Origin of the sequence: Shewanella sp. SG44-6 (genome assembly GCF_014164185.1) — a bacterium.
GTDB classification, from domain to species: Bacteria; Pseudomonadota; Gammaproteobacteria; order Enterobacterales; family Shewanellaceae; genus Shewanella; species Shewanella vesiculosa.
Genome location: NZ_JACJER010000006.1, coordinates 13,758 through 33,041, shown reverse-complemented (window position 1 = coordinate 33,041; position 19,284 = coordinate 13,758). Strand labels below are relative to the sequence as shown.

18 protein-coding genes are annotated in these 19,284 nt (G+C 43.2%); 7 read left to right on the top strand and 11 right to left on the bottom strand.

The genetic code is table 11. The features are described from left to right. Nucleotides 1–123: 123 nt before the first annotated feature. From H5185_RS02080 to H5185_RS02060, 5 genes are all read right to left on the bottom strand, one after another. A complete protein-coding gene (locus H5185_RS02080) occupies nt 124–3,336 on the bottom strand; it encodes an efflux RND transporter permease subunit (RefSeq protein WP_182741211.1) in 3,213 nt (1,070 codons plus the stop codon). A 16-nt stretch (nt 3,337–3,352) separates the two neighbouring features. After that, entirely contained in the window at nt 3,353–4,585 is a 1,233-nt protein-coding gene (locus H5185_RS02075) for an efflux RND transporter periplasmic adaptor subunit (RefSeq protein WP_182741210.1), read from the bottom strand. Between the two features lie 183 nt (nt 4,586–4,768). Further along, entirely contained in the window at nt 4,769–5,179 is a 411-nt protein-coding gene (locus H5185_RS02070; RefSeq protein ID WP_124015369.1) for a hypothetical protein, read from the bottom strand. Nucleotides 5,180–5,223: 44 nt separating this feature from the next. After that, nucleotides 5,224–5,400: a DUF3012 domain-containing protein gene (locus H5185_RS02065; protein ID WP_082707351.1), complete on the bottom strand. Its 177-nt coding sequence runs from the start codon at nt 5,398–5,400 to the stop codon at nt 5,224–5,226. Nucleotides 5,401–5,563: 163 nt separating this feature from the next. Beyond that, entirely contained in the window at nt 5,564–5,929 is a 366-nt protein-coding gene (locus H5185_RS02060) for an STAS/SEC14 domain-containing protein (RefSeq protein ID WP_124015177.1), read from the bottom strand. Nucleotides 5,930–6,250: 321 nt separating this feature from the next. On the opposite strand from H5185_RS02060, the gene arfB reads away from it, so the two are divergent. The 4 genes from arfB (at nt 6,251) to H5185_RS02040 (ending at nt 8,767) form a co-directional block, all read left to right on the top strand. Beyond that, nucleotides 6,251–6,667: an alternative ribosome rescue aminoacyl-tRNA hydrolase ArfB gene (gene arfB, locus H5185_RS02055; protein ID WP_124015178.1), complete on the top strand. Its 417-nt coding sequence runs from the start codon at nt 6,251–6,253 to the stop codon at nt 6,665–6,667. A gap of 156 nt (nt 6,668–6,823) precedes the next feature. Beyond that, on the top strand, nt 6,824–7,270 hold the full coding sequence (gene aroQ, locus H5185_RS02050; RefSeq protein WP_182696786.1) for a type II 3-dehydroquinate dehydratase: 447 nt from the start codon (nt 6,824–6,826) through the stop codon (nt 7,268–7,270). An 18-nt stretch (nt 7,271–7,288) separates the two neighbouring features. Then, nucleotides 7,289–7,684 carry a DUF3859 domain-containing protein gene (locus H5185_RS02045; protein ID WP_182741209.1) on the top strand — a complete coding sequence of 132 codons (396 nt, stop codon included), beginning with the start codon at nt 7,289–7,291 and terminating at the stop codon, nt 7,682–7,684. A gap of 75 nt (nt 7,685–7,759) precedes the next feature. Beyond that, nucleotides 7,760–8,767, top strand: a complete 1,008-nt coding sequence (locus H5185_RS02040; protein ID WP_182741208.1) for a class I SAM-dependent rRNA methyltransferase — start codon at nt 7,760–7,762, stop codon at nt 8,765–8,767. Between the two features lie 141 nt (nt 8,768–8,908). On the opposite strand, the gene H5185_RS02035 is transcribed toward H5185_RS02040, so the two are convergent. Next, on the bottom strand, nt 8,909–10,669 hold the full coding sequence (locus H5185_RS02035; protein WP_182741207.1) for an alkaline phosphatase: 1,761 nt from the start codon (nt 10,667–10,669) through the stop codon (nt 8,909–8,911). Between the two features lie 373 nt (nt 10,670–11,042). Between H5185_RS02035 and H5185_RS02030 the strand changes: the two genes are divergently transcribed. After that, entirely contained in the window at nt 11,043–11,465 is a 423-nt protein-coding gene (locus tag H5185_RS02030; RefSeq protein ID WP_182696790.1) for an organic hydroperoxide resistance protein, read from the top strand. 122 nt (nt 11,466–11,587) lie between these two features. On the opposite strand, the gene H5185_RS02025 is transcribed toward H5185_RS02030, so the two are convergent. The 4 genes from H5185_RS02025 to H5185_RS02010 all read right to left on the bottom strand — a co-directional run bounded on the left by H5185_RS02025 (nt 11,588) and on the right by H5185_RS02010 (nt 15,595). Then, the gene (locus H5185_RS02025; protein ID WP_182741206.1) at nt 11,588–12,766 is read right to left on the bottom strand and encodes a tetratricopeptide repeat protein; all 1,179 of its coding nucleotides are present in this window, start codon (nt 12,764–12,766) and stop codon (nt 11,588–11,590) included. A 196-nt stretch (nt 12,767–12,962) separates the two neighbouring features. Then, nucleotides 12,963–13,973, bottom strand: a complete 1,011-nt coding sequence (locus H5185_RS02020) for an LLM class flavin-dependent oxidoreductase (RefSeq protein ID WP_182741205.1) — start codon at nt 13,971–13,973, stop codon at nt 12,963–12,965. Nucleotides 13,974–14,006: 33 nt separating this feature from the next. Then, nucleotides 14,007–14,531: a DUF3087 domain-containing protein gene (locus tag H5185_RS02015; protein ID WP_182696792.1), complete on the bottom strand. Its 525-nt coding sequence runs from the start codon at nt 14,529–14,531 to the stop codon at nt 14,007–14,009. Between the two features lie 296 nt (nt 14,532–14,827). Continuing rightward, nucleotides 14,828–15,595, bottom strand: coding sequence for an SDR family NAD(P)-dependent oxidoreductase (locus H5185_RS02010; protein ID WP_124015187.1), 768 nt, complete (start codon nt 15,593–15,595; stop codon nt 14,828–14,830). A 105-nt stretch (nt 15,596–15,700) separates the two neighbouring features. Between H5185_RS02010 and H5185_RS02005 the strand changes: the two genes are divergently transcribed. Continuing rightward, nucleotides 15,701–16,036 (top strand): helix-turn-helix domain-containing protein, encoded by a 336-nt coding sequence (locus H5185_RS02005; RefSeq protein WP_124015188.1) that lies wholly within the window; start codon nt 15,701–15,703, stop codon nt 16,034–16,036. 45 nt (nt 16,037–16,081) lie between these two features. On the opposite strand, the gene H5185_RS02000 is transcribed toward H5185_RS02005, so the two are convergent. Further along, nucleotides 16,082–17,554 (bottom strand): MBL fold metallo-hydrolase RNA specificity domain-containing protein, encoded by a 1,473-nt coding sequence (locus tag H5185_RS02000; RefSeq protein ID WP_182741204.1) that lies wholly within the window; start codon nt 17,552–17,554, stop codon nt 16,082–16,084. A gap of 370 nt (nt 17,555–17,924) precedes the next feature. Here H5185_RS02000 and H5185_RS01995 point away from each other — a divergent pair, with 370 nt between their 5' ends. Continuing rightward, nucleotides 17,925–19,133, top strand: a complete 1,209-nt coding sequence (locus H5185_RS01995) for a porin (protein ID WP_182741203.1) — start codon at nt 17,925–17,927, stop codon at nt 19,131–19,133. Nucleotides 19,134–19,284: the final 151 nt, after the last annotated feature.

The following is a 19,284-nucleotide window of genomic DNA, read 5'->3' as shown; positions in this document are numbered from 1 at the left end:
TATTTAAATTACAACTGTAATCTTAAATAAGCAAGCAGTTTTTTACATGATTTACACATAAAAATGAAAAAGCCTAATCAGATGATTAGGCTTAAGATTGAAGTATTATTTAGCGAATAGACTTTATGACAATGATAGTTTATTGCGATACAACCACTGATAAACCGTAGGCAACACCAATAACGTCAAGGCGGTTGAGCTAAACAAACCGCCGATGATCACGACAGCTAACGGCTGTTGAATTTCACTGCCCACGCCAGACGATAACAAAATAGGGATCAGCCCTAATGCAGACGTCAGAGCCGTCATTAACACTGGACGTAAACGCCCGACTGTACCTTGATAAACACTGTCGTATAGGCTTTCAGTTGATGATTGTCTGCGCTGGTTAATTGAGTCCACCAGCACCACACCATTTAACACAGCAACACCAAACAAGGTGATAAAGCCGATGGAGCTGGGCACAGATAAATAGGTGCCAGTAGCATATAAAGCCACTACGCCGCCGATTAATGCCAATGGCACATTAGCCATAATCAAGGCCACTTGTTTGACTGAACCAAACGAGAAATACAGCAATAGACCAATCAGTGCGATAGAAATGGGCACCACTAACATTAGCTTTTGTTGCGCTCGTTGCTGGTTTTCATATTGGCCGCCCACCACCACAGTATAGCCAGCAGGTAATTCAGCTTGCGGCACTATGGCATAAATATCATTGACCACCGAGCCCATATCACGCCCCGACACGTTGGCTTGCACCACCACGCGGCGCTGTACATCGTCACGACGAATATTCGGCGGCGCCATTTCAATCACCACATCAGCGAGATCGCCCAAGCGAACAATCGCACCATTGGCGCCACTGAGGAGCAAATCTTCAATTGCATCAGGCGCATTACGATATTGCGCGGCTAATCGCAGGTTAATGTCATAACGGGCGTTACCGTCAATCACCTGACCAGCGCTGGCACCACCAATACCTTGAGTGACTAAACTCATCACTTCATCAACGCTGATTCCATAACGAGCCAGTACTTCACGTTTAGGCCGAACCACTAACTGAGCTTCACCGCTGACTTGTTCTAACGATACATCAACCGCCCCAGGAATGGCTGCGACTAAGTCTGTTAGTACCTGACCTTTTTCCGATAATATGCTCAAATCTGGGCCAAATATCTTAATCGCTAACTGCGCTTTAACCCCTGATAATAGCTCATCCACTCGAGTCGCAATGGGTTGTGAGAAGGTCAGCAATAATCCCGGGAATATCGCTAATCTTTGCTCCATTAAGCGCTGAAGCTCAAAGCGGTTACTTGCCGATGTCCATTGTTCTATCGGCTTAAGACCAATATAGATTTCAATATTACTCACAGGTTCGGGGTCGCCGCCAAGCTCTGGTGCGCCAATGCGACTTAAGGCATATTCCACCTCAGGAAACTCCAGCAGCATGGCTTCAATTTTAGGCGCGACGTTAATAGAAGTGGCCAAGCTTGCTGTCGGTGCCAGTGTGACGCGTAAGTTAATGGTGCCTTCTTCGAGTTCTGGCACAAATTCAGTGCCTAACTTTGGCAATAACATCATGCTTGAGATAAACAACACAACAGCGGCTAACATCAACGATTTAGGGCTTGATAATACCAATGTCAGAATACGGCGATAAACCGCATCAATGGGTGCCAGCACTTTACTTTGACGCACCACAACACCGCGTTTGAACAAGAATACCGCCAATGCGGGTACTGCAAATAATGCCACCACCAATGCCGCCATCATGGCTAAAATAATGCTAATCGCCATCGGCTGAAATAACTTACCTTCTACACCTTCAAGGGCAAATAACGGCATAAACACCACAATGATAATCGCTGTCGCAAAGAAGATAGGGCTGCACACTTCTTTGGCCGCCAGCATGACCCTAATCGCCATACTTTGGGTTTGGGCATCAGGGCCACTTTTACGAGTAGCATGATGATCACCATCAAGATGCACAGCAGCATTTGGGTTGGCGCCCGTTTCAGCGCTAACATGCTTAAAGATGTTCTCAACCATCACCACCGAGCCATCAACGAGCATACCAATTGCGACCGCCAGACCACCCAAGGACATTAAGTTAGCCGACATACCATAATAAGACATGATCAATAACGCGATCCCGATCGACACTGGGATCGACAGCAATACTAACAAGGTGGCGCGGATGTTGACCAAAAACAACGCCAGAATAATCACGATAAACCCAAAGGCCATCAATAACGCTTCAACGACTGTGGTCACCGCTTGCTCGACCAAATCGGCTTGGTCATAAAATACCTCAAATGACACTCCTTTTGGTAAGGATTGCTCAATCAAACTAATACGTGAATTGATGTCATCAATGGTGGCTTTGGTATTGGCCCCCATGCGTTTAAGCACGACGCCAGCAACAACTTCACCCAGTGCTTGTACATCAGATGACGAGTTATTATCAGCAGCTTGCCTACGCGACATGGTCACTGCACCGACTCTTATTTCACTACCAAATGCCACGTTAGCAATGTCGGCCACTCGAATCGGTGTGCCATTGATTTCGGTTAATGGAATGTCGGCAATGGCTTGTAAGCCAGCCTCGCCTGCGGGCAATAAACCATAACCACGGACCACTAATTGCTCTTGGCCTTGGTCCATAAACCAACCGCCTGCGTTACGATTATTACTTTCCAATGCTTGGCTAACTTGGGTCAGCGACAAGCCATAACTGCGCAGTTTATTAGGGTCAACTTGCACTTGGTATTGCAGCACCTCGCCGCCAAATGACAATACTTCGGTTACACCGCTTACTGGCATTAATATCAGCTTAACTAAGTAATCATTTAAGCTACGCAGCTCAGATGCGCTGATATGGGTTTCAGGTTCAGCCCGTAAAATGTATTGATAAATTTGCCCTAAACCTGAGGTATTCGGGCCTATTTCGGGAGTACCGACACCCGCAGGAATCGACTCTTTGGCAGCTTGTAGTTGTTCAAACACTTGCTGACGGGCAAAGTAAATATCGGTTCCCTCGGCAAACACTACGGTCACCAACGACAAACCAGTGCGCGATAATGAACGCACTTCAGTCACCGCGGGTAAGGCATACATAGCCGACTCGACCGGATAACTAATCAGTTTTTCAACTTCTTCGGCAGCCAAACCTTCAGCTTCTGTGTTAATGGTCACTTGCACATTAGTCACATCTGGAAATGCATCTAAATTTAGTTTTGGCAGCATGAATATTGAAGCCACAACCGCTGCGAGCAAGCTAAGTAAAACCAATAACCGCTTTTCAACGGCAATCTCAATTAATTTATATAACATGATGATGTCCCAGCGCTTAGTGATTATGGATGTCAAAACCAGCTTTGGCTTGCTCAGATGCTAAGAAAAAAGCCCCAGAAATCACCACCCGAGTTTTCGGTGTTAAACCGCGAATAAAACTCAACCCGCGTTGACGCTCAACCACAGTCACCTCGACTGCACTGAACTTCCCCTCCTGCTCAATAAACACTTGCCAGTCGCCATCACCACTGCGAGTTAACGCGGCATCAGGCACAATAAAGCCAACCGATTTCACCTGCTTATCTTCCGCTAGGTACAATTCGGCAAACTCTCCTGCATGTAATTCATGGCCTGGATTTGCCATTCTCACCAACACTTGCTCGGTACGGGTTTGCGCACTAATTTCATGGGAACGACCAATAATAATGCCGTCACGAGTACGATCACCGACACGCACTAACACATTGCGGCCCATATCCACTTGATCCGCTTGTAGAGGCGTAAGCTCGGCCTGCACCCATAAATACGACTCATCGGTGAGTTGCATTAAAGGCGTACCCGCATCGAGTACCTGGCCTAACGTCGCGACATCTTGTTGAACTCGCCCATTGATAGGTGCTAATAACTGGAACTGGCCAATCGAACTCGGTGATTTAGCTAAGGCTTTAATTTGCGCGGGTGTCATCATGATGGCTTGTAAAATAGCTCGCTTTAACTCGGCATTCACTTCGATTTGCATCCGCTGACTGGCACTGATGGTGCCAGGGGCCATGCGCTTGATCCGATCCCATTCAGTGGCGGCATTAATGTAATCTGCTTGGGCAGCAGCAATGTCAGCACCACCTATGGTTAACAACGGCTGCCCCTGGGTGACCTGCTCTCCGGGCACTACATGACGCTTGAGGATCTGCATGTCTAGTTGCGGGGCTATGGTAATGGTTTTGTCTTTATCGACGATTAATTGCGCGGTCGCGACCGCCTGTAAATTAAACGCTTGTAGGCTCAATTCAGACACTTCAATTCCGGCTAACTGTCTTTGCTCAGTATTTAAGCTTAACAATAACTCTTGGTGGTCAGTTGCTGTAGATTCATTGCTTGCCTGAACAGGCAAGCTCGACAATAACAATAATGATGTCAATAACCCAGAACAGAGCAATAGCCCCCTCTGGCTATTTATCCATGCTGTTGAATGAGCAATGATAACGACACGACTATTGAGATGAGGTACGGTAAATTTGGCATTTAATCCTGCCAATAAAGATAAAAGCGCTACTAATTTGGTTTTCATGGTCAATCCTAAAAACAATCTAGACCGTCGACAACCCAAGAGGGAATCAACGATAATCGGTTTAGCCACCAGCCTTAATAAGCGTCAGATAACGTTAAAATAAAATGCAAAAAGTAGCACTCATTTACGCAATGTGAGCGGATCAAGGTGCAGAACTAAACAATAAAAAGCTGTTTAACAGGATTAAGCTATCGGAGGACGATAAGTCGGAAAAGATTCTGGAGCTAAGTAGTGCAGGCTAACATTGGCATAAGCATCATGAAAATGCTCATGGGTGATATTATCGTTAAGCATAGCAAGTGCCACATGACCGCCATGACACTGGCAATCTAAGCACACATCAACGCGCTCAATATCGGTACTACTGGCAGCATGCTGATGATCATCATTAACAGAATGAATACCTAAGCCGTCGAGCGCACAGGCACAGTCGACACATTCAGCAAGGGTAATCACTTCGGTGGTAAATTGCAGATGTGGGTGGTTATTTTGCTCTTCGTTACTGTTGCCCGCATGCAACTGATGCGCGCCCATGTTGGCGCCTACAAATTGAAGTAGCACAATGGCAATCAGTAATTTGGCTATACTAGCCATAAAAGGCAAAACGCGATAACTCAACCACCCACTCCTAAACAATATTATTTAAATACGCAGTGCTTGGCATAATCGGCAGCTTCATTAGCAGTCCAATCACCACTTTGTTTTTCTTTCATTTGCTTACACCATGCTTCACTACCCACTTCAGGGGCGCATGCCGTTAAACTAAGCGTTAACAATAACGCACTTGATACGGCAAAAAGCTTTGATAATGACATAAGTAATCCTGTTCTAGAGTAATCGATTAATACTAAGGCCTACTGACCTTTAAAGATGAATTTTGCAACAGTTGCTGATAATTTGCTACTAGCTAACGCTTATGATGAGTCATTTTCGCCATAAATAATCGTTAGCAATATCAAAGCTGCTACCACACGGCTTCTAGCACGCAGAACGTTTGGCAATCCAAGAGACAGCATCTTGCTTACGCTCTAATGGGAACCATGCTACTTCGCCTTGCATAAATGGCCCCATCAACCTCACCGAATTACCCACCCAATCAGGGCCACCGACAAACACTAGCGCATCAAACTCAGGTAACTGCACTTCACCACTGCCGGTTAATGAACCAAATTCCCAGCCTTCGAGTAATACATCTGCTTCAATATACAGACACACTTGATTCCAATCTTTACGGTAACTCTTGATGGCAGGTTGTAAACGGGTACGATAATCTTGTGCCGATAAACGGCCACTGACAAATAAACTAATCACACCCTTGGAAATATCGGGAATTTGACACAACATAACGGCAACTCCAGCCTTGTAATCAGGCCATAGAACAGACTTTATACGGTGATGTAATCGTGTAAAGCCACAATGGCGCTAATAATAGCAAAACTATTCTATTCATTTCATTAAATATGTAATAACTCAGAGGCCAATCAGAATTTTAGTTGCTCCGAGCCAACTGATCAGACTAGAGGTGGTCCAATGACAACACTGAAAAGTTTGTCCAATTACGGTAGAATAGGCCAATACCACATAAAATAAACCCTCGTACTTTTGAAATATTAAGTATAAGAATAGGTTTATCGATAATCAATTTAAGGGGACGACCACACCCGAATGATACAAATTACTCAACGAGTCATATTGCAAGACAACGAAATTGAATGGCAATTTGTCCGCTCAAGCGGTGCGGGTGGCCAGCACATTAATAAAGTCTCTACCGCCGCTCAACTCACCTTTGATATTGCCTCATCGTCTTTACCTGAGTTTTATCAACAAAAACTGCTCGAAAAAGCCGACCATCGCATAACTAAAAGCGGTAAGATCATTATAAAGTGCCAGCAATCACGCAGCCAAGATTTTAACCGTCAAACGGCATTAGAACAGTTTATTGAGCTGGTAAAAAGCGTGGGTATTGTGCAAAAAGCTCGTATCCCTACCAGGGCAACAAAAGGCAGTCAAAAACGACGTATTGAAACAAAGAAACAACGCGGTGCCACTAAGGCAATGCGCCAAAATAAATCTGACTATTAATAAAAAGTGTCTCTTCCATCGCTCAATCGTTTAACCTTATGCGCGAGTTGAGCATTTTTTGGTTTACCTAATAACCGTCTTCGGTAAGAATGCTTGTTAACCGCTTTTGTGCTGCAGATTAAATCGACTTACTTTGCGATGTTTACAGGAACCATTATGAGCCAAACCCTAAAAATTTTATTGATCAACGGTCCTAATTTAAATCTACTTGGCCGTCGCGAACCAGGGCATTACGGCCACCAAACCCTGACAACTATTGTTGACGAGTTAAGCAAAAATGCGGCCCTAGCTGGCGTTCAACTTGAACATATTCAGTCCAATGCTGAGTACCAGCTTATTGATGCGATTCATGCAACTGATGCACAATTTATTATTATCAATCCTGCTGCTTTTACTCACACCAGTGTTGCTCTGCGCGATGCGATACTTGGCGTAGCTATTCCATTTATTGAAGTGCATTTATCCAACGTACATGCACGTGAGCCATTTAGACACCATTCGTACTTTTCTGACAAAGCCCAGGGCGTGATTTGTGGCTTAGGCGCGCAAGGTTATGAATTCGCGTTACAAGCGGCAATTAAACACTTAAATGATCAACACTAGAGTGAATAAGGGTAGCGCTTGAGTAAATTAAAAGCGGATGTCAGTATTATTTACAGTGGGATTTTTAGCCAGTGGGACAATAGTAGTGACGAGCTACCGCGCTTGTTACAGGCAACGGTCCATGTGCCCGCCCTTATCGATACTGAATTTGGCTTTATCACTCGCATCAAAAAAGCCAAAAACCAGATACTAACTTACTGTATTTATCATCCTGACATTCCTGACGATGACGGTAACATTCGCCCACCGTTTGAGGGTGAAGTGTTTATCAAGGAAAATGATTGGCGCTTTTATCTGGGTGATTGCATCTGGGCGCCGGTTAACAACAAGCTTGGTAACTGGCGCATGACATTAACCCTCAATGGCAAAATCATTGCCGACAAAACCTTTAAGGTGTATCTGCCTGAGGAATAGTCTCTGCCGTAAGTTCACTAAATGGGAATGTTTGCTATAATCCGCGCCAATTGCCACACCATTTAACGAGCCCCCATGTCTATTCAAGCTGTTTTAGCCGATGCGCTAGCCAAACGAAGTGCTTTTTTTGAGCAAGCGTCCCACGATAAGACCGATTGTTATCGCGTTTTTCATGGCACTGTTGAAGGTGAAAATGGCTTAAACATCGACCGCTACGGCGATGCATGGTTAATCCAAACCTTTCACCAAACGCTAACGGCGCAACAACTTGAAGACATATCAAGCATCCTTAGCGCCCATGCTGATTTCCATATCGTATATAACGATCGCTCTGGCAGCCATTCTCGCATTGCTAACCATAGCGAAAATGAAGCCCAAGATTACTCACAATCAACCCAAGTTATCCATGAAAATGGTATAGCCTTTACCTCTAAATTACGTCATGAAGGTCAAGACCCACTACTGTTTTTAGACATGCGCATTGGCCGCGAATTTGTTCGCAACAATAGCCAAGATAAAACCGTATTAAATCTGTTTTCATATACGTGTGGCATTGGTATTGCTGCGGCAATGGGCGGCGCGCGACGCGTCATGAATGTCGACTTCTCATCGTTTGCATTGGCTGCTGGGCAAAAAAATGCCGAGTTAAACAATGTCACTGATGTGTGTGAGTTTGTCCAAAGTGATGCGTTTCCGGCACTGCGTCAATTAGCCGGTTTACCTATCGGCGGACGTCGTAATCAAAAACTGCCAAAATACCCAAAACTGCGCGCGACTCAATTTGATTTAGTGTTTTTAGATCCCCCGCGTTTTGCCAAGAGTGCTTTTGGTATAGTCGATCTGGTCAATGATTACCAAGGCCTATTTAAGCCTGCAGTGCTGACAACTAAAGCCGGTGGCACCATAGTTTGCTGTAATAATGTCGCTAAAGTGGATCGCCAAGCATGGTACGACAGCTTAGTGCGTTGTGTTGAAAAACAAGGCCGCAAAGTCACTAGCAGCCAGTGGCTTCACTGTCACCCTGACTTCCCCGCCTTTGATGACAATCATCCATTAAAAATCGTCGCCTTGACGATAAATTAATTTTCGTTATCTGCTTTATCGATAATGCATTCAGCCACCTAAGGGTGGCTGAATGATATCTCTTATATAAATGAGCGCTTATCAGTGAGTAAATAGGCGTAAATGGCCACGGCCTAAATTGCGACCATTATCCAAGCATTATTACACCGCAGTCACTTTAGGATTACCTGCTGTGCTGGTCGCGCTGAAGCCACGCGCTTCTAAACGAGCAAAGGTTTTATCTAAAATAGTATCTACATACTGCCAATCACTGCGCACTTCATCTTGCGTAAAGCTCAGCAATAAATAACCGCGGTCTTTTAAATTGGCATATTTAAGATCGGCAATCAAACTCACAATGGCTGCTTCTGTTGACGGCATTTCAGCATCTGACAATCCCAAATAATACTCAAGCCCAGGAGAAGATACCGAACTGGTGGCAAATTCTATTCCTACGACATCCCCGCCACTGTCAGTTAATTCACTCGCCCATGCATTGTGGGTATCACCAGCAATAACCACCAAGTTGTGATTTAACGATTTCGCGGTTGCTAAAATCACTTCACGCTCGTAAGCATAACCATCCCAAGCATCTAAATTATATGGAATAGCAGGTAATTGAAGCAGGGCCATAACCTCTGGAGTTAACCTAGCTTGGTTAGCTTGCAAATACGCTAATTCTTCTGCGGTTAATGTTGGGTCACTTGCTTGAGCGCGACCGGCTAATTGCGCGATTCCAGCTAACTCAGCAAACTGCGGAATACTCATTTGTTGGGTTGCAATAGCGGCTGGCATTAACATCTTAGCCATTAACACTTGCTGACCCAGTACTTGCCACTTAGCAGTAGACTGCAATAAGGTTTGCTGTAACCACAAAAGCTGTGTTTGGCCTAGCAAAGTACGGTTAGTATCCGTCACATCAGTTAAAAATGTGGCACTGTTAAATGCCCCAGTCGTAGCATCAATGTATTGGCTATATTCTAATTGCTTATCACGAGCCAATACCCGAGTATCGAGCATGTGCAAATCAACCAAATTACCGAAATTGAAACTTCTGTAAATTTCCTCATGGTTACCTTCACTCCATGGTCGAATAGGCAGCCATTCAAAGTACGCTTGCAGTGCGGCTTGTTTGCGCAGATCAAAATCACCTTCGCCATCGTTATGATTTTCGGCGCCGTCTTTCCAAGTATCGTTAGCGACTTCATGGTCGTCCCACACTGTGATAAATGGCACTTTAGCATGCAGTTTTTGTAAACTGGCGTCACTACGATATTGGCTGTAACGGGTGCGATAATCTTCTAGTAGAAATAACTCACCGGCCGGCAGAACTTCACGACCTAGCTCAACGGCATGCTCACTGGCATATTCACCACGAGCGTATTCATATAAATAATCACCTAAATGCACCACAGCATCTAAATCATCTTGCTGCGCCGCCATTTCGTATACATTAAAGTAACCCGCGGGGAAGTTAGCACATGACATTACCGCTAGCTTTACCGATGCAACACTGCCCTCTGGTAAGGTGCGCGTTTGGCCAATTTCTGACACTGTATCGCCAGCTTTAAAACGATAAAAATACTGCTGCCCCGCTTCAAGTCCGACCGCGTCAACTTTAACGGTATAATCACGAGCTTTAGTCGTTGTCATTTGGCCGTTAGTGACTAACTGAGTAAACTTACTGTCGGTGGCAACCTCCCATGAAACGGTAACCTCGGCGTCAACATCAGGCGTAACACGGGTCCATAAAATCACCGCATCGGTGGCGGGATCGCCACTGGCAACACCTTGTAAAAACTGAGCCGATACTGCATCGTCATCATCACTACCGCAGCCCATTAATCCATACGACACGACTACCGCGCCTACGCCTTTGGCTGACATTGCCAGAAAATCTCGACGATTTACAAACCGTTTCATAGCCTATCCTTTTTATCGTTAGCTGTTATATGGCGATGCTTAGCATCGCCTAAGAGGTCTAATGAGATGCTATTGTGAAAGCAAATGATGACATAAAGGTGACAGAAGAATGACAAGCTAATCAAATTGATACCGCAATGAAAATACTCTTTACGCCAATCAAATCGTGATAGGCAGACATAATAGAAAATTAAATTGCACACAATGTAGTTGCAAAAGTAAAAAACTAGGCCTATAGTGAACACAATTAGATTGCGTACAACCTAATATCATTAATCAGTTAATGATGAGATATCTACACAATTTAGATATCAGCCAGGGCAATCAACAGAATTGATACAACAATATCTTTAACTACTTTATGAGGTCTATTATGAAAGCGTTATACACAACTTCAGCTACAGCTCTTGCAGGTCGTAATGGCCAAGTTTCTACCGACGACAAAAAAGTCGATTTACAATTAAGCTACCCAAAAGAAATGGGTGGTAGTGGTGAGTTTACTAACCCAGAACAGTTATTTGCTTCAGGTTATGCAGCGTGTTTTTCTAACGCAATTTTGCATGTCGCTGGCCAAACTAAAGTGGCTATCAAGGCAGCTCCAACCACAGCGACGGTCGGTATTGGCGCCAATGATAATGGTGGCTTTGCATTGACAGTGGCACTAGCCGTTGAACTTGATTTAGACCAAGCAGAAGCTGAACAGTTAGTTAAAACAGCGCACCAAGTTTGCCCATACTCAAACGCAGTACGTGGCAATATTGATGTGAAATTAACCGTAAATGGCCAAGCTATTTAAGCTGTTATAAATTAGTTTCACTGATTTAAACACCAAAAAACCAAGACATCTGTCTTGGTTTTTTTATGTTGATGCCAAAGGATGTCATGCTTGTAAGCAACTGTGGTATGAAGCGTCAAAAGCTAATCAGACACATTGTTTAACATATCTAATTTTGCTAAATAATGCTTTTTACTGTCTGGCATATCAGTCAGTTCTATCGCTTTTTTTAATATTTTCTGAGCCTTTTCTGTATTGCCTAGGCCCAATTGAGCTCTGGCTAGCGCAAAATAAGCCGGATGGAAATAAGGCGCGTTATCGATAAACTTCTCGAGGAAGGTGACTGTGGTTTGATAATCTTTGAACTCCAATGCCTCAATACCCAAACTGTAGTAGCTATATGGGTTACTCGACTCAAGCGACAACAAGTATTGGTCGATCTTTTTTGCTGCTACAACTCTGTTTTGTAATTCCAGTAATAGGCGATAATTACTTAATACTGCCAAGGAATTCGGCTTAATATCAAGGGCATGCAGGTAGAGTTTTTCAGCTGTCTGTTCGTCGCCTAAGCGCCGATGAGTAATGGCCATCATATTGATCAAAGCATCATAATCTGGCGCTAGCATTAACCCTCGCTCAAGTAATATAAAAGCAAATTCATACTGTTTTGCTAGCATGGCATCGGCCGCTAAATTACGATAAAACATCGCTAAAAATTCAGATTCAGAGACGATGGCACCAGTGCGATCAAAACGATCCGGAAAATAATCAATCACAGTAGCAGTGCCGCCACTAAAAAAATGCCCACTTGGTTTCTCGTCATACAAAAACGTGCGCACATGGTCTGAGGTGACAAGAATATCTGAAGTAATATTGGTTAATATTGGCGCAGCATGAACCACTTGAAACACCGGATAGACATTCAATTCTTTTGCAACTGAATAGGTCAATAATGCCAATGCCATACAATTACCAGATTGATTCTTCCATGACTCAGTACTGGTATAATTTTTGCCTTCATAATTAAAATTAGTCATTTTATGCTTAATGAACTCAGACACTTTTAAGCGATTGGGCAGTGCTTTAATATTATCTTTGGCGATAAATGCAGCTAATTCTTGTCGCTGTGCTTCAGACAGATACGTCAGACTAGCAATCTCAGGGACATTTTCAGTAGAAGTGGAATGGATCAGTGCTTGATTAAACTGCGGTAAATCAGAAGCGTGTTGGCTATTTTTTGAATGGACAGAGCAAGCACTAAGTAAAACAGTACAGAATAATAAGGCAAGCTTCGGGTGGCATAAACGCTTAACGCTCAACATTGGCAACATTCCGTGTAGTCATTGATTAACTTAATATGAATCAATTCAATCAACATGGCAAGGCAACCCAAATAGCCATATTAGAAATCATTCGCGCCCACTTTATTAATGAACACTGATTTGTCATGACATAAAAAAAGCGCTCACAAGCTGTGAGCGCTTTAATCCATCTTTACGGGATGTGATTCAAACTATTTTATTGTTTCACGCTCATTAAAATATCCAGGGCACGTAAACGATGCTCGCTGTCATACAAATCATTAGTAAACATCAACTCATCAACACCAAGCTGTTCAACAAACACTTCTAGACGATGTTTAATGGTTGCGGGCCCACCGCAAATAGACAAACTTAAAAAGCTATCAACATAGTTTTTTTCTTGTTCGCTCCATAAACCATCCATGCTATCGATTGGCGGCTTAAGCCACATCTCTTGACCACGAATTAACGCTAAAATACGTTGTTTAGAGGTCGTACTAAGATGCTGAGCCTCGGCATCGGTAGGCGCGGCTACTAAAGGCAAACCCACCATCACATAAGGTTTATCCAACACGGCAGAAGGGATAAATTCTCGTCGATAAAGCGCTATGGCATCAGACAGAAAACGTGGTGCAAAGTGGCCTGCAAACACATAAGGTAAACCACGCTGAGCGGCTAATTTAGCACTGAATAAGCTAGAGCCTAATAACCAAATCGGCACATTGGTATCCTCTCCAGGGATCGCCCGTACTGCTTTATCGTGACGGTTTTCACGCTGTTGACTTGGGCCGAGTAACGACTGCAACTCGCTTACTTCATCAGGAAAATGCTCTGCCCTTTGATTATCACGATTAAGCGCTAAACTGGTCACCGGATCACTGCCTGGTGCGCGGCCCAGGCCTAAATCAATTCGTCCCGGATATAAGCTAGCCAAAGTGCCAAACTGCTCTGCTACCACTAGGGGAGGATGATTAGGCAACATAATACCACCAGCACCAACACGAATGTGCTTGGTACCGCCGGCAATGTAACCTATTAAAATCGAAGTAGCCGAACAAATAATGCCCGGCATATTGTGGTGCTCTGCTAACCAAAAACGATTAACACCAAGGCTTTCGGCGTGTTGGGCATAACGCAAACTGCCTTGTAAAGTATCTGATATGGTGGAATCTTCGCGCATCGGCGCAAGTTCGAGTAATGAAAAAGGAATATCTGCCAATATTGACATCATGGCTCCTTATTGTAGGTAAAATAGAGGGTACTAAAAAGCTTGCAACATCTCGGGAGTAAACTCTTCTACATCAATTGAATATCCAGCAGCATCAATACACTGTTGGAGTTTATCCAATTCATTATTGACGTTTGATATAGTTAAGGTGTTGTTATCTAAGTTATAAACTAACGATAAACTTTGATAATAGAAACTCAGTATCACTAACGCATCGCGATTATTATCTTTGGCGGCTTGTTGTACTGATTTTAGTTTACGGAAAATTTTGTTTTGTAGCTGCTTTAACTGCCACACGTAATACACTTCATAAAACCTTGGCTTATGACGTAAATTGCGAACTAATAAACTACACGCCATTATCGCTAAAATAAAACCGGTAAAGTTCAGATGGAAATTGCCCGTCGACTCAACACCCGCGAGCTGTTTAACGCCAAAGAAATAAATCATCAGTTGCCCAAACACCAAAGATAAAATAGCCAGTGTTGCCACTAAGCCGATTTGCACTTGATTGTTAACTGAACGGTATCGGCTTTTATCTATGTTAACTAACTTCATCACGCTGCTCACATCACTTATTTGTGCATAGCTTAACGTGTCAGAGTGATTTATAGAATGAAATATTAACGCTTATTAAATGTGATTTAATCTAATCAGCCTCAAAATATGACCTCTGCTAACAAAAGGCGAACCAGATCGCCCCTTGCCAACTAACATCGGACATTAATGCCTCAACCTGCGCATTAGCGCATCGCGACAACTTAATCGTCGGATACTCAACACTCGGTTAGATATTAGGGTAATAGCCAAACAGTAACGACCATGGCTACTGTATTGGCTGTTTAGCAGTATAATTAGTTACGGCCAGCCATTACGCCGCCATCAATATCCCACACGGCTCCGGTCACCCAAGATGCTTGCTCTGATAGCAAAAACACTATGCTATTAGCAACATCGGTCGGACTGCCCACTCTGCCGATAGGATGAAATGCATTAAAGCTTTCAAGCACACCGGTCATATCTTGCGGTTCAATAAATGCTTCATAAATTGGCGTGCTTACAACCGCTGGCGATACTGCATTAACTCGAATATGACTGTCTGCCAGTTCCATTGCCATGTGTTGAGTTAACGCATGTAAACCTGCTTTAGCCATAGAATAGGCACTTGATGGTGTGGCTTTGATGGCTTGTTTAGCCCACATAGACCCAATATTCACTATGCTGCCACCGCCATGTTTAACCATGTTTTTAGCAGCGGCTTGGGAAATAACAAAAATCGCTTTGTTAAGTTCCATATAAATATCGTAATCACTCACTTGATGCTCTAAAAATGGCTTAGGATTAAAGTATCCAGCGGCATTCACTAAGTGTGCAATATGATGATCAGTTGCGTCGATCATCTTGAGCAAACGCGCTAAGTCTTCTGCGTCGTATAAATTAGCTTGAAATCCGCTAACATGTCCTAATGATGATAGCTGCGCCACTGCCGCATTAAGCTTATCAGCCTTGTTACCCACAATAATGGTATCAATACCTTGAGTGACTAATTGCTTAGCCGTTTCAAAACCAATACCACTCGTACCGCCAATAATTAGCGCTGTTTTTGAAGTTAAATTCGTCATGTGTTCGCACCTAATGTAATAGTAATTGTGGTAAGCTTATTGGTAAACTATCCTTTTGAATAGTAAGTACAAATCGGTTGCATGGGTACTTTTAGGTACATATTAATGAATACAAACGAAAAATTATTTACCCGAAAATCGGCGCCAGAAAAAAGTGCTCGTATGGTTGAAACCATTTACGGCTGCAAATGGTCGTTAACTGTGTATCAGTTATTGGCTAATAACATCAATCGCCCTGGTGAAATGGTCAAATCGGTTGAAGGCCTGAGCACTAAAGTGTTGAATCAATGCCTAAAGAAAAACATCGAATTCGGCATCTTAAATAAAACCAACTACCCTGAAATCCCACCTAGAGTAGAATATGAGGTAACCGAGTTTGGGCAAAAGTTTATGCGTATTTTAGATGATATTGAAAAACTGCAACACGAAATTGATGCTTAGCCCGCAGGCTAAGCAATCGATCACCTAATAACACATTAACTCGAGTCACGTTTCTGGTGTCTCATTAGATTCACTTGCCTTATTCAGCCATACCAACTCAGGCAAAGCGTTTAAATCTAAGCAATCTCCGCGCTGGGCAATGGCACTATTTTTCGGTTTATGAGTGGCATCTTGATTCAATGCTTCAATTAATACTTGTTGCGCTTTTGACTCACCATGCACCAAAATCACCGGGGGGGCTTGATGAAAATGCTGATACCAACTCAATAATTCGGTTTGATCGGCATGAGCAGATAAGCCCCCCACAGTATGAAGACGGGCAGCCACCTTAACGCTCTGGCCATGAATAGTGAGTTCTGTTGCCCCATCCACTAATAGTCGCCCGGGTGTACCTAGTGCCTGAAAACCACAAATAATAATATCGGCTTCGGTACGCCACAAATTATGCACAAAATGATTGCGAATACGGCCACCATTACACATACCGCTGCCCGCAATAATAATCAGCCCTTTATGAATATCATTTAGCTCTATCGACTCTTCGGTACTATTAATAAAATCAGCGCAAGACAACAAGGGATGCTTCCCGGGAGATAAGCGGGTAAAGCGCTTAAAATCATCGTCCATTAATGGGTAATTATTAACATATATCTCAGTAGCCTTTATCGCCATAGGGCTGTCTAAGCAAATACGCCAACCAGATAAATCCCACTCTTTGGCATATAAATGAAACAAATATAACAACTCTTGGGCACGCCCAACCGAAAACGCGGGAATTAAAATATTGCCACGACTCTGATGAATCGTATCTTTAAAGATGGATTTCAACTCGACCAAGGTATCTTGCCAACTGCGGTGAGTTCTATCGCCATAGGTGCTTTCCATCAACACCAAATCAGCTTGTTCAATAAAGGTTGGGTCATCCAATATAGGCATGCCTGCTCGGCCTAAGTCACCACTAAACACCAGTTTTTTTTGCTCAGGTTTATTGCCTAACCACAGCTCAACCACAGCAGAACCTAGAATATGCCCGGCATCAGACAAACAAACTTCTACCGCATCGGCAACCTGCACTCGTTGACCGTAATCTACCACCTCAAATTGTGCCATCACTTGATCGACATCTTTCTCAGTAAATAACGGCTCAAGCAGCGCTAAATCATGTTTAGCTCGTTTTTTATTTTGCCTGTCGGTATCTCTTTCTTGCAGCATGGCCGCATCGCGCAACATGACATCACATAACTGCGCGGTGGCTTTTTGAGTATAAATGGGGCCAGTAAAACCCTGATTAATCAAATAAGGCAAACGGCCGGAATGATCAATGTGTGCATGGCTTAATACTACTGCATGGATTTGTGTCGCATCGAATGGAAAAGGATCGTGATTACGTAACGCGTCAGCTTTACTCCCTTGAATTAAGCCACAATCAAGCAGCACTTGCTGTCCATTGACCGTGAGTAAATGGCAAGATCCAGTGACCTCTTCCGTTGCGCCGAAAAACTGCAAAGTCATGTGCATAGTGTTGCTCCCGAAAAAATCGATAACAGTGCCTAATTAAGCGTATGACATTTGAAGAATAAAGTAGCGATCTACATCAAATTAATTACAGATAAAATACACACCACTATGACTGGGTAAAAAACCACCCAACATGCATAAGCAACCACAAATTAACATTTGCTTACAATTATTAACTGGCACCTAACTCGCTATTAACACGAGCTTTAGCTAAGTCATTGAACAATGCATTTTATGATGTATATCGCCTTTTTTGAGCATATTTCACTTTGTTAGTCGACTGATGGTTTGCTACTCTCCGTCGTCTCAATGGAAAGATATATTAACGGACTAAGCTGTGCTTACTCAAATAACAAGACAAGAGATTAAAATGAATAAAACTTTAGTTGCAGCATTGATTTCAACCATTCTGGTTATCCCTTCGGCCTCAGCAATCGAAATTTATAAAGATGATGTCAATGCTGTTAAAATTGGCGGATTTATCGATGCGCGCGTCATCAATACCCAAGGCGAAACAGAAGTTGTTAACGGTGCTTCTCGAATTAATTTTGGTTTTAGTCGTCAATTACAAAATGATTGGAAAGCATACGCTTTGCTTGAATGGGGTGTAAATCCTGTAGGCAGCACAGATATTGTGTATAACAACCGCTTTGAATCAATCCAAGAAGAGTTTTTCTATAACCGTCTTGGCTATGCAGGTTTATCACACGACAAATACGGTAGCATCACAATTGGCAAGCAGTGGGGTGCTTGGTATGACGTGGTATACAGTACCAACTATGGTTTTGTGTGGGACGGTAACACTGCCGGTGTTTACACTTATAACAAAGATGACGGCGCGGTAAACGGTGTTGGTCGTGGCGACAAAACCGTTCAATATCGTAACAGTTTTGGCGATGTCAGTTTTGCAGTACAGGCGCAACTTAAAAACAGCGCTTTCTATACTTGCGATATTGAAAATATTACTCAAGATGCCTGTGAAGAATTATGGGCAGCAAGTTCACCTTCTGCGCAACAAGTTGAGTATAACTACACCTATGGTGGTGCAGTAACTTATCAAGCAACAGACAAATTAGTGTTAACTGCTGGTGTTAACCGCGGTGAGTTTGATGTGACCTTTGGTAATGGCACTTCATCTACTGCTGTTGATCTTATTTACGGCATGGGCATTACTTGGGGCAACTTTGACCAGAATGGTTTTTATGCTGCTGCCAACGTCAACAAAAATGAAAATCATGACACAGACAATATCGGCCGTTTAATTAACGACGCTGTAGGTCTTGAATCATTATTCTCATACAAGTTTGATAACAATATTCGTACGTTCTTGTCGTATAACATATTGGATGCTGGCACTAACTATGTCATCCAACCTAACTATAATGCTGACCCAAATGACATGTTCAAACGTCAGTTTTTCGTAGTAGGTTTACATTATGTATTTGATCCAGATACTGTTGTGTATATTGAAGCGCGTCGTGATTACAGCGATTTCACCAGCGCAGATAAAGCACAACAAGCAAGAATGGAAGTGTCTGAAGATGACGGCGTTGCCATTGGTATCCGTTTCACACTTTAATGTAATTTGGTGTTAATTGCCGATCAAAAAAAGGTTCGACATCACTGTCGAACCTTTTTTATATTTATGCCTTTAAGCACAGACCAAAACTGAAACGTTAAGAAAGTTAATTGATTCAAGTCACTGAATCAAAACTCTTAAATCAACAATC

What these genes read in the sequence shown, in the direction of transcription:
- H5185_RS02030 (WP_182696790.1), top strand. Translation starts at nt 11,043, where the DNA reads ATGAAAGCGTTATACACAACTTCAGCTACAGCTCTTGCAGGTCGTAAT.
- aroQ (WP_182696786.1), top strand. Translation starts at nt 6,824, where the DNA reads ATGAGCCAAACCCTAAAAATTTTATTGATCAACGGTCCTAATTTAAAT.
- H5185_RS02040 (WP_182741208.1), top strand. Translation starts at nt 7,760, where the DNA reads ATGTCTATTCAAGCTGTTTTAGCCGATGCGCTAGCCAAACGAAGTGCT.
- H5185_RS02025 (WP_182741206.1), bottom strand. Translation starts at nt 12,766, where the DNA reads ATGTTGAGCGTTAAGCGTTTATGCCACCCGAAGCTTGCCTTATTATTC.
- H5185_RS02005 (WP_124015188.1), top strand. Translation starts at nt 15,701, where the DNA reads ATGAATACAAACGAAAAATTATTTACCCGAAAATCGGCGCCAGAAAAA.
- H5185_RS02035 (WP_182741207.1), bottom strand. Translation starts at nt 10,669, where the DNA reads ATGAAACGGTTTGTAAATCGTCGAGATTTTCTGGCAATGTCAGCCAAA.
- H5185_RS02020 (WP_182741205.1), bottom strand. Translation starts at nt 13,973, where the DNA reads ATGTCAATATTGGCAGATATTCCTTTTTCATTACTCGAACTTGCGCCG.
- H5185_RS01995 (WP_182741203.1), top strand. Translation starts at nt 17,925, where the DNA reads ATGAATAAAACTTTAGTTGCAGCATTGATTTCAACCATTCTGGTTATC.
- H5185_RS02075 (WP_182741210.1), bottom strand. Translation starts at nt 4,585, where the DNA reads ATGAAAACCAAATTAGTAGCGCTTTTATCTTTATTGGCAGGATTAAAT.
- H5185_RS02000 (WP_182741204.1), bottom strand. Translation starts at nt 17,554, where the DNA reads ATGCACATGACTTTGCAGTTTTTCGGCGCAACGGAAGAGGTCACTGGA.
- H5185_RS02065 (WP_082707351.1), bottom strand. Translation starts at nt 5,400, where the DNA reads ATGTCATTATCAAAGCTTTTTGCCGTATCAAGTGCGTTATTGTTAACG.
- arfB (WP_124015178.1), top strand. Translation starts at nt 6,251, where the DNA reads ATGATACAAATTACTCAACGAGTCATATTGCAAGACAACGAAATTGAA.
- H5185_RS02080 (WP_182741211.1), bottom strand. Translation starts at nt 3,336, where the DNA reads ATGTTATATAAATTAATTGAGATTGCCGTTGAAAAGCGGTTATTGGTT.
- H5185_RS02060 (WP_124015177.1), bottom strand. Translation starts at nt 5,929, where the DNA reads ATGTTGTGTCAAATTCCCGATATTTCCAAGGGTGTGATTAGTTTATTT.
- H5185_RS02015 (WP_182696792.1), bottom strand. Translation starts at nt 14,531, where the DNA reads ATGAAGTTAGTTAACATAGATAAAAGCCGATACCGTTCAGTTAACAAT.
- H5185_RS02010 (WP_124015187.1), bottom strand. Translation starts at nt 15,595, where the DNA reads ATGACGAATTTAACTTCAAAAACAGCGCTAATTATTGGCGGTACGAGT.
- H5185_RS02070 (WP_124015369.1), bottom strand. Translation starts at nt 5,179, where the DNA reads ATGGCTAGTATAGCCAAATTACTGATTGCCATTGTGCTACTTCAATTT.